This is a genomic window from Streptomyces sp. NPDC052109, assembly GCF_040680195.1.
Taxonomy (GTDB): Bacteria; Actinomycetota; Actinomycetes; order Streptomycetales; family Streptomycetaceae; genus Streptomyces.
The window spans coordinates 1-13,216 of record NZ_JBFAWF010000047.1 but is presented as its reverse complement, the minus strand read 5'-3'; the positions used below and the strand labels follow the sequence as shown (position 1 = coordinate 13,216).

Genomic DNA, 13,216 nt, shown 5'->3' with positions numbered 1-13,216 from the left:
CGGTCCGGTCGGCCGCCGCGGCACCGCACGCCGAGTAGCGCCCTACCCCGCCCGGCTACCGGGCGGCGATCGGGCAACGGTGACGAAACCCCCGTGCCCAGAACCCGACCCCCCGCGACAATGACCGGGTGCGGTACAGAATCCTGGGCGTAGCCCAAGCAGCGGACGACCAGGGCACCCCCGTACCCGTCGGCGGCCCACGCGTCCGCACGCTCCTCACCGCACTGGCCCTGCGCCCCGGCCGCACCGCCACCTCCGAAACACTCGTCGACGACATCTGGGCCGACGACCACCCGGGCGACGCCCCCGCCGCCCTCCAGGCCCTCGTCGGCCGCCTCCGCCGCGCCCTCGGCCGCCACACCATCGCCTCCACCCCGGGCGGCTACCGCCTGGAGGCGACCGAGGACCACGTCGACCTGTACGTCTTCGAGCGCCTCGTCCACACCGGCACCAAGGCCCTGGCCGCGGCCGACCCCGCCACCGCCCACCGCGCCCTCACCGAGGCCCTCGCCCTCTGGCACGGTCCCGCCCTCGCCGACCTCCCCGACCGCACGGCGGCCACCCGCCCGGAGGCCCTGCGCATGGAGGCGACCCGCGCCCGTGCCGCCGCCGCCCTCGACCTCGGCCGCGCCCCGGACGTCGTACCGGAGTTGACGGAACTCACCACGGCCCACCCGCTGGACGAGCCCCTGCACGCCCTCCTCATCCGCGCCCTGCGCGACACGGGCCGCCCCGCCGACGCCCTCGCCGCGTACGAGTCCGTGCGCCGCACCCTCGCCGACACCCTCGGCGCCGACCCGGGCCCGGAACTCAGAGCCCTGCACGCGTCGTTGCTCGAGCCGCCCGACGAACCGGCACCGCCGAAGCCCGCCAAGCCGTCACCGGCACCCGCTCAACCCCCGGCGCGCACCGGCAATCTCCGCCCCCGTCTGACGTCCTTCGTCGGGCGGGAACCGGAACTCGACGCCATTCGTTCCGACGTGCACAGGGCCCGCCTGGTCACGCTCACCGGACCGGGCGGCTCGGGAAAGACCCGCCTCGCCGAGGAGGCCGCCGCAGGGCTTCCGCAGGCATGGCTGGTCGAGCTGGCCCCGCTCGACCATCCGGAGGCGGTGCCCGGCGCCGTGGTCAGCGCGCTCGGCCTGCGCGAGACGGCGCTGCTGACCAACGACCTGGCGACCCCGCAGGCCGACCCGGTCGCCCTGCTGATCGAGTACTGCGCCCCGCGCAGCCGGCTCCTGATCCTTGACAACTGCGAGCACGTCATCGGCGCGGCCGCCGCCCTCGCCGAGACCCTCCTCACCCACTGCCCGGGACTCACGATCCTCGCGACCAGCCGTGAACCCCTGGGCGTGCCCGGTGAGTCGGTGCGCCCGGTCGAGCCCCTCGTCCCGGAGCAGGCGCACCGCCTGTTCGCCGAGCGTGCGAAGGCCGTCCGCCCCGACGCCGACGCGGTGCTCGCGGACACCGGGGCCGTGTCGGAGATCTGCCGCCGCCTGGACGGGCTGCCGCTCGCCATCGAGCTGGCCGCCGCCCGGCTCAGGCTGCTGACCCCGCGACAGATCGCCGACCGGCTCGACGACCGCTTCCGCCTGCTCACCTCCGGAAGCCGCACGGTCCTGCCCCGCCAGCAGACCCTGCGCGCGGTCGTCGACTGGTCCTGGGACCTGCTGGACGAGCGGGAGCGCACGGTGCTGTGCGAGGCGTCGGTGTTCACCGGCGGCTGGGACCTCGCGGCGGCCGAGGCCGTGTGCACCGGCCCGGCGGCCGACCTGATCGGCGCCCTGGTCGACAAGTCCCTCGTCGTGGCCGCGCCCAGCGGCCCTGACGGCTCCGGCGGCATGCGCTACCGGATGCTGGAGACCATCCACGAGTACGCCACCGAGCGCGCGGCCGAGGTCCCGGTGCTGCGCGCCGCGGCCGAGCGCCGCCACCGCGCGTGGGTGCGGACGCTGGTCGAGGAGGCCGAGCCGCGCCTGCGGTCGGCGGACCAACTGCCCTGGATCTCCCGCCTGGAGACCGAGCTGGACAACATCCGGGCGGCGCTCGACCGTTCCGTGCGCGCCGGCGACGAGCCGGAGGCGGCCGCGATCGTCCTGGCCATCGGCTGGTTCTGGTGGCTGCGCAACCACCGCCAGGAGGCCATCTCCTGGGTCCGCCTCGTCCTGCGCCTGGGCGCGGCCCTGGACACCCTGGCGGCCCGGGAGGAGCAGGCTGCCCCGAAGAGCTCGGCGGACCCGGCCCGCGGTGGCGGACTCATGGCGCTGGTGGAGTCGGCCGACCCGATGGGCACCTTCCTCGCCGCGCCCGGCGGCGAGGCCGCCCATCCGCTGCGGGAGCGGCGGATGGACCTGCGGATGCTCGATCTGTTCCTGACCTCCGAGTCGTTGAACGAACACCTCGCACCCGACCCCCGCGCCCCGGAGTACGTCGCACGCGTCCGCGCCGTCTACGAACGGGGTGGCCCCCAGGCTGCCCGGCTCCCGGGCATCGTCTGGCCGCTGACCAGCTACTACCTCAGCGGCCCGGGGCTCATCGGTCCGGACCTGGCCGCGGCCGTCGCCAACTGCCGTGCGTACGGTGGCGACTGGGAGGTCGGCGTCTCCCTGATGTACCGCACCCACGTCATCGTCGACTCCCCGGGCAACCTGCGGGGCGTGGACGAGGACCTGGCCGAGCTGCGCGCGCTCAGCCGCCGGGTCGGGGACCGCTGGATGCGGGCGCAGGTGTGCAGCGCGGCCGGCGAGGCGGCCATGGCGCGCGGCAGGTTCGACGAGGCGCGCGACGAGTACGAGGAAGCGCTGCGCCTCGCCTACGAGGTGGGCGCCTACGCCGAGTCGCCGTTCCTGATCGCCCGGCTCGGCGAGATCGCCTACCGCTCAGGTGACCGGAAGACGGCGCTGGCCGCCCTGGACGAGGCGGCCGTGGCCGCCGACCGGTACGCGGTGCCGGAATCCCGCGCCTTCGTGCTGCTGATGCGCTCCCACATCGCCCTCCACGACGGGCAGACCGCACGGGCCCGCGAGCTGTACGAGACGACCCGCGGCGTGCTGCGCGGCGGCACCCCGCCGCCGCAGTTCCTGGCGGCCCTGCGCACCATCGAGGCGCTGCTCGCCGCCGACGAGTCCGGTCCCGGGCACGGGTTGGCGATCCTCGCGGAGGCGCTGCGCGACGCGGTGGCGCAGCGATGCTCCGAGTCGATCACGGCGGTGCTGGTGGACACCGCGGCCGGTCTGCGGGCCCGGCGCGGCGATCTGGCCGGTGCGGTCCGCCTGTTCGCCGCCGCGGACCACTGGCGCGACGGCAATCCGCGTCCCGAGCCGGAGTGCGGCGAGGCCGCCCGGGTGCACGCCGATGCCCGTGCGGCCCTGGAGCCAGGACGGTACGCGGCCGAGCGCGCCCGGGGCGCGTCCATGGGCGTGACCGAGGTCCTGCGGGAGCTGGGCGCGGTGGGAGCGGCCGGCGGGGGCGGCGCCCGGTGACGGCTACCGGCAGCTGAACCGGGACTCGGCCCAGTCGGCGAGCGCCGCCTCGTCGACGACGTTGCTGTGCGGCCGCGCCACGAGCCGTACGGTCCTGCGTCCCGTCAGGTCCACATGGACGGAGACGGCCTGGTCGTGCCCCCTGACCATCCCGGAGTGCCACAGCCGGACCCCGTCGGCGTAGACGGAGAAGGACACCTTGCCGAGGCCGAGCGTCATGTCGTCCACGCCGGCCAGTGCGTCGTAGGAGGTGCACTGCCGGTTGAGGGCGACGGTGACGGAGGACTCGCCGCGCACGGTCGCCCCGCGCGCGTACTGCTTGCCGCCGATCGACATGCCGTGGCGCTGCCACACCCAGCTGCTCTCGCCGAACCGGATCTCGGGCCGGGTGCCGTCGCCGTTGACGTCGTAGCTGAGGTCGCTCAGCTCATAGACGGTCGGCGCGGGCGGCGGCGGGGGCGTCGGGGTCGGCTTCGGCGGGGGCGTCGGGGTCGGCGTGGGCGTCGGACTGGGCCTGGGAGTCGGTGTGGGCGTCGGAGCCGGCGGGGGAGTGGGCGTCGGCGTCGGCGTCGGGGTGGGGGTCGGCTCGGGTGCGAGCACCACCGGCTGTGGCGAGGGCTTCTTCCGCGTCGGTGTCGGCTTCGGCGCCGGGATCCGCACGACCGGTGCGGACGGCGACGGCTTGGCCGCCTCCTTCGCCGGCGGACGGCTGTCGTTCACGAGGGCCAGTGCCACCGCGGCGGCGGCCACCGCCACCACACCCGCCGCGATCCCCGCCTTCACCGGCGCCCCGAGCCCCTCCGAGACCGCGGCACCGCCCGCACCGCCGGCCCCTCCTGACGACCCGGAGGCCGCGGCGGCGGCACCGGCCGCGCCGGCCCCGGCGCTGCCGGCGATGATCCCGAGCGCCTTCGCGTAGCCGGCGGCCCCGAACCAGCCGATGACCGCGACGGGGACGACACCGGGGATACCGCCGGCGACCTCTTCGATCTGCGCGGCCGCCAGCCGGCATCTGGCGCATTCCTCCAGGTGCTTGCGCAGGCCGCGTTCGGCGCGGACGCGCAGCTTGCGGCGGGCGTAGGTGCCGAGCTGGTCGGCGTAGCGGGCGCACTCCTCGTCACCGGCGAGGGAGGCGCTGACGTGGGCCTGGAGATAGGCCTGTTTCAGCCCCTCGCGCGCGCGGCTGGCGAGGACCCGGGTGCCGTTGGCGTCCAGCCCGAACAGCACGGCCACGTCGCTCGGGGACTCGTCCTCCACCTCGGTGTGCCACAGCACGGCCTGCCAGCGCTCGGGCAGGGAGCGGAAGGCCTGCATCGCCATGGACTGCTCGGCCTCGTGCATCGCGCGCACATCGGCGCCGGGGTCCAGGCCCGCGCCGAAGGAGCCCGTGGGCGCGGTGCCGTCGGGTGCCTCGGGGGCGCGCGTGGCCTGCTGGGCGAAGACGGCGAAGTCGTCGACGAGCTGCTCGCGCCGGGCGGACCTGGTCCAGTGCGCGGCGACGCGCCGCACCGACGTCAGCAGATACGCCCGCACGGCGTGCTCGGGGCCCGCCCCGCCGCGCACGGCCTGCAGCATCCGGGCGAAGACCTCGGCGGTGAGGTCTTCGGCGGTGTGCCCGTCGCGGCAGCAGGTGCGCGCATACCGCCGTACGGCGTCCGCGTGCCGCCGGTACAGCTCCTCGTACGCGGAGTCGTCACCGCCGCGCATCCGCTCGATCAGCTCGCCGTCGTCGGGCGGCAACTGCCGCGGCGGCGGCAGCACGCCACCCTCACGCTGGGCCGGCACGCTCGCGCCGGAGGGCACCGGACGCCCGCCCTGGGGCGGCACCCGCGGCGGGTTCGGCCCGGAGGACTCCATGCCCGCGTCGTCACCGTGTGACTCGTCCCACCCGTCAACGCCCATCGCGGAAAGCCCCCGACGCCGGCCCAGCCCAACCCGTCACCGGCTCAGCGTGCCACACCGTTGTTCGGGCGAGCCGCGATGTTCACGGCGTCCACCCATCCGAGGGCCCTGGTCAGCACAGGCCTCCGGTCACTGCTCGAACGAGTGAGCCGCGGTTCCCCAGGGAGGGGGAACCGCGCGCTCAGCCACGGACGACCCGCAACCCGACGACCTCGCGCGCCGTCGACCGCGAACCGACCCGACAACCCCCTACGCCGGCCTGGACCGAAGCCCCTCCAGCAAGATGTCCAGCAGCCGGGCCGACGCCGCCGCCTGCTGCGCGGCATCGGGCAGGGACGGCGCCGCCGTGGCGATCACCAGCAGCACATCGCCCACGGACACGTCCGGCCGCAGCTCACCGGCCGCCCGAGCCCGCTCCACGAGCTGCCCGACCACATCGAGCAGCACCCCGACCCCGCTGTCCTCGGCAGCGCCGGCGGATTCCCCCGGCACCAGCCGCAGCTCACCACCGGCCGGCTGCGCCCGCTGCTGCGGCACCCGCGCCTCGTCGACGGCACCCGCCGAACCGGCGGAGTCCTGAGCGGCGCCGGCCAGCACCTGCGGAGGCAGCAAGCGCCCCGCCCCGGACGCCACGGACGTCCGCAGGAAGCGGGACAGCGCCGACCACGGCTCGTCCTCCTGACCGAGCGCGGCCCGCGCCTGCTCGGTCAGCCGCGCCGTCTCCTCCTCGGCTATCCGCCGGACCAGCACGTCCTTGCTGGGAAAGCGCCGGTACACCGTGCCGACGCCGACCCGCGCGCGCCGCGCCACGTCCTCCATCGGCGCGCCGTAGCCCAGCTCGCCGAAGACCTCACGCGCCGCACGCAGCACGTGTTCCAGATTGCGCTGTGCGTCCACCCGCAACGGTGCCGTACGCGGCCCGTCCGCGCGTCCGTTGCCCGCCGCCGCGTTCACCGCCCCGCCATGGGGTGCGATGGCGGCTGCAGATGACCAATGCGTGTCCTGAACATGCATGTGTTCCCCCGGTTAATGACGTCTCCCCCCGGAGACTCTCCCCGCCACTGAATCCGGCGTGCCGGGAACTGATCTCGGTCTCGACCGGGTCCGCCCGTCGCGATACCCGTTCGACCACATTCCCTACACCCCGTCGACACACGAACATAGTTGAGAGGGGGTCAATTCAGAAGGGGCAGGTTCCGCACAGTGCGCCCCCCGATCGGAGTACGGGTCTCGTACGCCCCGTTTCCTCACCTTCGCGCACCCTGGTCCGACCGTGCTGACCTGCCCCCTTTCGTCCTGCCCCGGCACCGCGTCCGATCCCGCGCCCACCCGGCCGCCAGTCACACAAATTGCCGGGGCTGTGGACAAACAACTGCGCCGGGTGCGTCATGGGATGGTGAAGGAACGTGCGCGCATTCTGGTTGTCGGCGGCGGCTACGTCGGGATGTACACGGCACTGCGTCTGCAGCGGAAGCTGAAGACCGAGCTCAGGAGGGGTGAGGTCGACATCACCGTCGTCACCCCCGACCCCTACATGACGTACCAGCCGTTCCTTCCGGAAGCAGCCGCGGGTTCGATTTCCCCTCGTCATGTCGTCGTACCGCTGCGCCGCGTCCTGGACCAGTGCCATGTCGTCGTCGGCGAGGTCACCTCCATCGACCACGCGATGCGCACCGCCGCCGTCCACACCCTCGCCACCACCGAGGAGGGCAGACCGGCCGAACTCCTCGGCTACGACGAACTCGTGCTAGCCCCCGGCTCGATCTCCCGCACGCTGCCCATCCCCGGTCTCGCCGAGTACGGCATCGGCTTCAAGACCGTCGAAGAGGCCATCGGCCTGCGCAACCACGTCATCGAGCAGATGGACATCGCCTCCTCCACCCGCGACCCCGCGATCCGCGACGCGGCCCTCACCTTCGTCTTCGTCGGCGGTGGCTACGCGGGCGTGGAGGCGCTCGCCGAGCTGGAGGACATGGCCCGCTACGCCGCGCGCTACTACCACAACGTCCGCCCCGAGGACCTGAAGTGGGTCCTCGTGGAGGCCTCCGACCGGATCCTGCCCGAGGTCGGCGAGGAGATGGGCCGGTACACCGTCACCCAGCTGCGCCGCCGCAACATCCAGGTCCTGCTCGAAACCCGCCTGGACTCCTGCGCCGACCGCGTCGCCGTCCTCAGCGACGGCCAGCGTTTCCCGACCCGTACGGTCGTGTGGACCGCCGGCGTCAAACCACACCCGCTGCTCGCCGCCACCGACCTGCCGCTCACCGGACGCGGCCGGCTGAAGTGCACCGCCCAGCTGACCGTCGACGGAACGGAGCACGCCTGGGGCGCCGGAGACGCGGCCGCCGTCCCCGACGTCACCGCCGCCGAACCCGGCACCGAGACCGCACCCAACGCCCAGCACGCCGTGCGCCAGGCCCGCACCCTCGGCGACAACATCGCCCACGCGCTGCGCGGCGAGCCGCTGGAGACGTACGCCCACAAGTACGTCGGCTCGGTCGCCTCCCTCGGCCTGCACAAGGGCGTCGCCCAGGTCTACGGGCGCAAGCTGAAGGGCTACCCTGCCTGGTTCATGCACCGCGTCTACCACCTCAGCAGGGTGCCCACCGTGAACCGAAAAGCCCGAGTCCTGGCGGAATGGACCCTCGCCGGTCTCTTCAAACGGGAGATCGTCTCGCTCGGTTCGCTCGAACATCCGCGAGCGGAGTTCGAACTCGCTGCCGGTGGAAAGCCTCCTCACAGCCCCTCGGACAACCCGAAGGGGTCCTCCTGACCGGACCCAGGAACTCCCCGGCACGCCCAGGCGTCTGACGGATGTCGCCGCGGCCCGCCCCTGCCAGACTGCCCCACGTCCTCGGACGGGCCGCCCCGCCCGCCCACAGCACCCACGAGGCTTCTTCCCAAGTGAACTTCACGCGCTGGAGCGCCCGGCTCCCCGGAACGCAGCGCCGCGCCGCCGCGCGGACCGAGACCCCGGTCTCCCCGGACCGGTGGGGGGAAGGCTCCGTGCCCGCGGCCCGCGCCGAACAGCCGGCCGGCGACACACCCCCCGTTCCCGCCGTCGACGAACTGCCGACCCGCGACGTCCTCGACCGCGTCCCGGCCCTCGTCGCCCTGGTCCACGGCCCGGACCACCGCATCGCGTACGTCAACGACGCCTACGTGGCGGCCTTCGGCGTACGAGCGATGGGCGCGGCCGCCCGCGAGGCGCTGCCCGAACTCTCCGAACTGGGCCTGCTCCCGCTCCTCGACCAAGTGCTGCGCAGCGGCAAACCCCGCACCCTGAAGTCCCGCAAGGCGGTCGACGGCCGCTCCTACACCTTCACCTGCACCCCCGTCGCCGAGGACGGCGACAGCGACGGCGGCGTCCTCGTCTTCGCCACCGACGTCACCGACCACGCCGAGGCAGCGGAACGACTGCGCGCCAGCGAACGCCGCCAGCGCGAGACGGCCGTCACCCTCCAGCGCTCCCTCCTCCCCCAGGAACTGGAACAGCCCGACGACCTGCGCATCGCCGCGACCTACCACCCCGGCGGCACGGAGGCGGCGGTCGGCGGCGACTGGTACGACGTCATCACCCTGGGCGGCGGCCGCACGGCCCTGGTGATCGGCGACGTGATGGGACGAGGGGTCAGAGCGGCCGCGGTGATGGGCCAGCTCCGCACGGCCGTCCGCGCCTACGCCCGCCTCGACCTGCCCCCGCACGAGGTGCTCCAGTTGCTGGACGGGCTGGCCATGGAGATCGACGCCAACCAGATCGCCACCTGCGTCTACGCCATCCACGACCCCAACGAGGGCCGGCTGGTGTACGCCTCCGCCGGCCACCTCCCGATCCTGGTCCGGGACGAGAACGGCACGGTCTGCCGCGCCGACGAACCCACCGGCCCGCCGCTCGGCACCGGGGGCTGGATGCACGCCTCCGGCTCCATCGCCCTCGGCCCCGGTGCCACCGCCGTGCTCTACACCGACGGCCTGGTCGAGCGCCGCGACGCGGACCTGGACGAGGGCATCGCGGCACTCGGGGGAGCCCTGGCCGGCGCCACGGGCACCCCCCAGGTGATCTGCGACCGCCTCGTCCGCTCGGCCGGTGTCACCGCCGACCACGACGACGACGTGGCCGTCCTCGTCCTCCAGCACCCCGCCCGGACGGGCCCCGACGGCGACCTCTTCCGCAACGCGGCCCTGGAACTCCTCGGCGGCGTCGAAGCGGCGCCCCGCGCCCGTGCGTTCGCCTCCGGCGTGCTGACGAGCTGGCGCTTCCCCGCCGAGCTGCACGATCTCGGGGTCCTCGCCGCGAGCGAGCTGGTCGCCAACTCCCTCCAGCACGGCACCCCGCCCATGCGTCTCCGGCTCCGCCGCACCGACCGCCGCCTGATCATCGAGGTCACGGACGGCGACGACCACCTGCCGAGGCGCCGCCGCGCGGAACCGGGCGACGAGTCGGGAAGGGGGATCGCCATCGTGGCGACCATCGCCTCGAACTGGGGCTGCCGGAGGACACCGGGGGGCGGGAAGGCGGTCTGGTGCGAGTTCGTCCTGCCGGGGAACAGGGCCTGAGCGTCCGCGCGGCACCTCGTCGCGCGGCCCGCCCGGTGCTAAAGCCTGCCCCATGGCAGACGTATCGGGCTTCCAGCTCACAGGCACGCAACCCGAGCGGTACGAGACCTACGCCGCTCCGATCAACACGCCCTTCGTGACCGCCCTCCTGGACGCCGTGGACCTGTGGCCGGGGGCCACGGTCCTCGACCTGGCCTGCGGCACCGGCTTCACCGCACGCGCGGTGGCCCCCCTCGTCGGCCCCACCGGCCGGGTCCACGGCGCCGACATCAACGAGGGCATGATCCGCGTGGCCAGGGAACACCACCCCCGCCTCTACCCCGACATCGAGTTCACCGTGGCACCCGCCGACCGGCTCCCGTACTCGGACGGGACCTTCGACGCGGTCGTCTGCCAGCAGGGCGCCCAGTTCTTCCCCGACCTCCGCGCGGCCCTCACCGAGACGGCCCGCGTCACCCGTCCGGGAGGCCGCTTCGCCGCGACCGTGTGGGCCGCCCTGGACCGGCAGCCCTACTTCCGCGCCCAGCACCGGGCCGTCGAGGAGTACGGCGGCCCCGAGGCGGCCGAGAACCTCTCGCAGGCCTTCTCCTGCACCACCGAGCACCTCACCGCGGCCCTCGGTGAGGCCGGCTACCGCGACACCGCCCACCGCGAGGTCACCTTCGGCGTCCTCCTCCCCCCGCTGGACGAATACGCCCGCGACCAGCTGTCAGCCGTCTCCTGGGGAGCCCTGGTCGCGGAGGCCGGCGGCGATGACGCGCTGGCCCGAGCGGGCGACCTGGTCCGCGACCAGCTCACCTCCTGTATCGCCGTGGACGGGACGGCGACCGTTCCCTTCACCGCGACCCTGGTCACGGCGACCCGCTGACCCGCTGACGACAACGGCCGCCACCTCAAGGTGACGGCCGTTACGGAGTACAAGGGGCTCAGGCTTCGGCGGGCATCGGCTCCGCGGGCGCGGCGCCGCGGGTGACCACACGGCTCCCACGCGCCAGCCACGGCCGGTCCTGCACGGCCGTGAGCCGCCGCCCCAGCAACAGCGCCAGCACGGTGATCCCCAGCGAGAACAGCAGGAACGTCACGACGTACGGCGCAGGCAGGGAGGCCCCGAGCGGACCGCCCACCGCCGGGCCGACGGCCAGCGCCAACTGCTTGACCAGCGCGAACGCGGAGTTGTACTGCCCGGCCATCCCCTCGGGAGCCAAGTCGGCGACCAGCGGAGCGACCGTCGGCGACAGCATCGCCTCGCCCAGCCCGAACAGCGCGTACGTCGACACGAACGCGGCCGTTGCCATCTCCTGGCTGCCGTGCCCGAGGCCCGCGTATCCCGCGATCACCCAGGCCACGGCCCAGATCAGGCCGACACCGGCGATGACACGGGACCGCCGACGGCGCTCCACGAACCGCAGCACGGCGAACTGGGCGACCACGATCATCAGCGTGTTGGCGGCCAGGGCCGTACCCAGCGCGGAGGTGGATATCCCCGCGGCCTCGACGCCGTACGCGCTCAGCCCGGACTCGAACTGGCCGTAGCAGGCGAAGAACAGCACGAAGCCCAGCACGCACAGCTGCACCATCGCCCGGTTCCCGAACAGCTGCTTCCAGCTGCCCCTCGCCGACCGCGCGGGGGCGTCCTCGATCCGCGGTGAGCGCGGCATCCGCACGGTCGCCATCACCGCGACCAGCAGCAGGAACATCGCCGCCTCGATCGCGAACAGCAGCGTGAACGAGGACACGCGCGTGGTGTCCACGAGGTGCCCGCCGATGAGGCCACCTGTGCCGAGCCCCAGGTTCTGCAGGAAGAACTGCGTGGCGAACGCCCGCGACCGCGTGTCGGCCGTGGAGCAGTCCACGATCATCGTCGCCAGCGCCGGCTGCATCACGGCCTGCCCGGCACCGAGCACCGCGGCCGACAGCAGGACGGCGACGGCACTGCCCGCGAGCCCCAGGCCCAGCGCACCCAGGGCGGCGGCGACCAGGGCGGCGAGCAGGACCGGCAGCGGGCCGCGCCGCACGATCGCCCTGCCGGCGAACGGCAGCACGATCAGCGCGGCCACGGCGAAGACGGCGAGCACGAGTCCCGCCGTCATGGCTCCCAGGCCCCGCACCTGCGCCACGTAGACGTACAGGTAGGGGACGGTGAAGCCGAGCCCGAACGCGCTGAGTGCGTTGCCCACGTGGATCCGGCGCATCGCTGCGCCCATCGCCCTGGTCACGTTCACCTCTCTCACTAGTTAGACCTGAAGACTTCGAAGCTAAAGTTCGAAGCTAAAGAGTACACAGTGAAGGACTTCAAAGCAAAGGCCCCGCGTGCGATACTGCGCCCATGGCCGACACCGCCCCCGACGTCACAGAGCCGACGCTCGAAGAGCAGATCGCCGCCTACCAGCGCGAGTTCCAGGACCTGGACCCCCAGGTCGAGAAGATCGTTTCGGCCCTGTCCCGGCTCAACCGCCGTATGAACGTCGCCTACGGCCGCCAGACCTCCGCCCTCGGCATCAGCAACGCCGAGTGGGAGGTCCTCAAGGCACTGGTCCTCTCCGGCGCCCCCTACCGCATGGGCCCCAGCGACCTCGCCAAGCGCCTCGGCCTCACCCCTGCCGCGATGACCCACCGGATCGACCGCATGGTCGGCGAGGGACTGGTCACTCGTGAGCGGGACGAGTCCAACCGCGTCCGGGTGATCGTGGAGCTCACCCCGGAGGGGAGGGAGAAGTGGCTGGAGGCCATGCGCCTGGCGACCGTCTTCGAGGAGGACCTCCTCCAGGACCTCACGCCGGCGGAGCGCGCGGTTCTCGGCGAGGTCCTGACCAGGCTCCTGCGCCGCGTGGAGCACGCCCAGCCGGACGCCGGCGGACGCCTCACCGACCTCGACTGAGGCCGCAGAAAAGATCTTGACAGGACGGGTTGACACGCCCCTCCCCGTTCCGTAAAGTTCTTCGGGTTGCCACGGGGCCGTAACGGTTCTTCGGCAACACTCCGCCGCCTCGAGCGGCACCCTCACACCAACAGCACGATCTCCCGGACGGGTTGTATTCGGCGTGCCCGAATTCAATTCGAAGGGAAGCCCGGCGGCCCGATTGGGAATCGCCGAGCGGATCCGCTAAGGTTTGAGACGTCGGAACGGCCCAACGGCCGGGAGGACAAGCCCCCCTGACTGGGAGTCAGACGCCGAAAGGATCTGATAGAGTCGGAACCGCCGGAAAGGAAACCGCGAGAGAAACGCGGGGGCCTGGAAAGCACCGAGGAAATCGGATCGAGAAAAGATCTGATAG

Annotated in this window: 8 protein-coding genes; 5 read left to right on the top strand and 3 right to left on the bottom strand. The window is 73.3% G+C overall.

Annotated features, from left to right (window positions below; translation table 11 throughout):
• Positions 1-128: 128 nt before the first annotated feature.
• Positions 129-3,482 carry a BTAD domain-containing putative transcriptional regulator gene (locus tag AB0L59_RS41780; RefSeq protein ID WP_365593321.1) on the top strand — a complete coding sequence of 1,118 codons (3,354 nt, stop codon included), beginning with the start codon at positions 129-131 and terminating at the stop codon, positions 3,480-3,482.
• Between the two features lie 3 nt (positions 3,483-3,485).
• Here AB0L59_RS41780 and AB0L59_RS41775 read toward each other — a convergent pair whose 3' ends face one another.
• Complete coding sequence (locus tag AB0L59_RS41775) at positions 3,486-5,384, bottom strand: sigma-70 family RNA polymerase sigma factor (protein WP_365593318.1); 1,899 nt, start codon at positions 5,382-5,384, stop codon at positions 3,486-3,488.
• 249 nt (positions 5,385-5,633) lie between these two features.
• A complete protein-coding gene (locus AB0L59_RS41770; RefSeq protein ID WP_365593315.1) occupies positions 5,634-6,398 on the bottom strand; it encodes a helix-turn-helix domain-containing protein in 765 nt (254 codons plus the stop codon).
• A 379-nt stretch (positions 6,399-6,777) separates the two neighbouring features.
• On the opposite strand from AB0L59_RS41770, the gene AB0L59_RS41765 reads away from it, so the two are divergent.
• From AB0L59_RS41765 to AB0L59_RS41755, 3 genes are all read left to right on the top strand, one after another.
• Positions 6,778-8,157 carry an NAD(P)/FAD-dependent oxidoreductase gene (locus tag AB0L59_RS41765; RefSeq protein WP_365593312.1) on the top strand — a complete coding sequence of 460 codons (1,380 nt, stop codon included), beginning with the start codon at positions 6,778-6,780 and terminating at the stop codon, positions 8,155-8,157.
• A 131-nt stretch (positions 8,158-8,288) separates the two neighbouring features.
• The gene (locus AB0L59_RS41760; RefSeq protein ID WP_365593309.1) at positions 8,289-9,941 is read left to right on the top strand and encodes a SpoIIE family protein phosphatase; all 1,653 of its coding nucleotides are present in this window, start codon (positions 8,289-8,291) and stop codon (positions 9,939-9,941) included.
• A 52-nt stretch (positions 9,942-9,993) separates the two neighbouring features.
• Positions 9,994-10,809 carry a methyltransferase domain-containing protein gene (locus tag AB0L59_RS41755; RefSeq protein ID WP_365593307.1) on the top strand — a complete coding sequence of 272 codons (816 nt, stop codon included), beginning with the start codon at positions 9,994-9,996 and terminating at the stop codon, positions 10,807-10,809.
• A gap of 58 nt (positions 10,810-10,867) precedes the next feature.
• Here AB0L59_RS41755 and AB0L59_RS41750 read toward each other — a convergent pair whose 3' ends face one another.
• Positions 10,868-12,145, bottom strand: coding sequence for an MFS transporter (locus AB0L59_RS41750; protein ID WP_365593351.1), 1,278 nt, complete (start codon positions 12,143-12,145; stop codon positions 10,868-10,870).
• 122 nt (positions 12,146-12,267) lie between these two features.
• Between AB0L59_RS41750 and AB0L59_RS41745 the strand changes: the two genes are divergently transcribed.
• On the top strand, positions 12,268-12,819 hold the full coding sequence (locus tag AB0L59_RS41745; protein ID WP_365593304.1) for a MarR family transcriptional regulator: 552 nt from the start codon (positions 12,268-12,270) through the stop codon (positions 12,817-12,819).
• The last annotated feature ends 397 nt before the right edge of the window (positions 12,820-13,216 follow it).

What these genes read in the sequence shown, in the direction of transcription:
- AB0L59_RS41755 (WP_365593307.1), top strand. Translation starts at nt 9,994, where the DNA reads ATGGCAGACGTATCGGGCTTCCAGCTCACAGGCACGCAACCCGAGCGG.
- AB0L59_RS41775 (WP_365593318.1), bottom strand. Translation starts at nt 5,384, where the DNA reads ATGGGCGTTGACGGGTGGGACGAGTCACACGGTGACGACGCGGGCATG.
- AB0L59_RS41745 (WP_365593304.1), top strand. Translation starts at nt 12,268, where the DNA reads ATGGCCGACACCGCCCCCGACGTCACAGAGCCGACGCTCGAAGAGCAG.
- AB0L59_RS41765 (WP_365593312.1), top strand. Translation starts at nt 6,778, where the DNA reads ATGGTGAAGGAACGTGCGCGCATTCTGGTTGTCGGCGGCGGCTACGTC.
- AB0L59_RS41770 (WP_365593315.1), bottom strand. Translation starts at nt 6,398, where the DNA reads ATGCATGTTCAGGACACGCATTGGTCATCTGCAGCCGCCATCGCACCC.
- AB0L59_RS41750 (WP_365593351.1), bottom strand. Translation starts at nt 12,145, where the DNA reads ATGGGCGCAGCGATGCGCCGGATCCACGTGGGCAACGCACTCAGCGCG.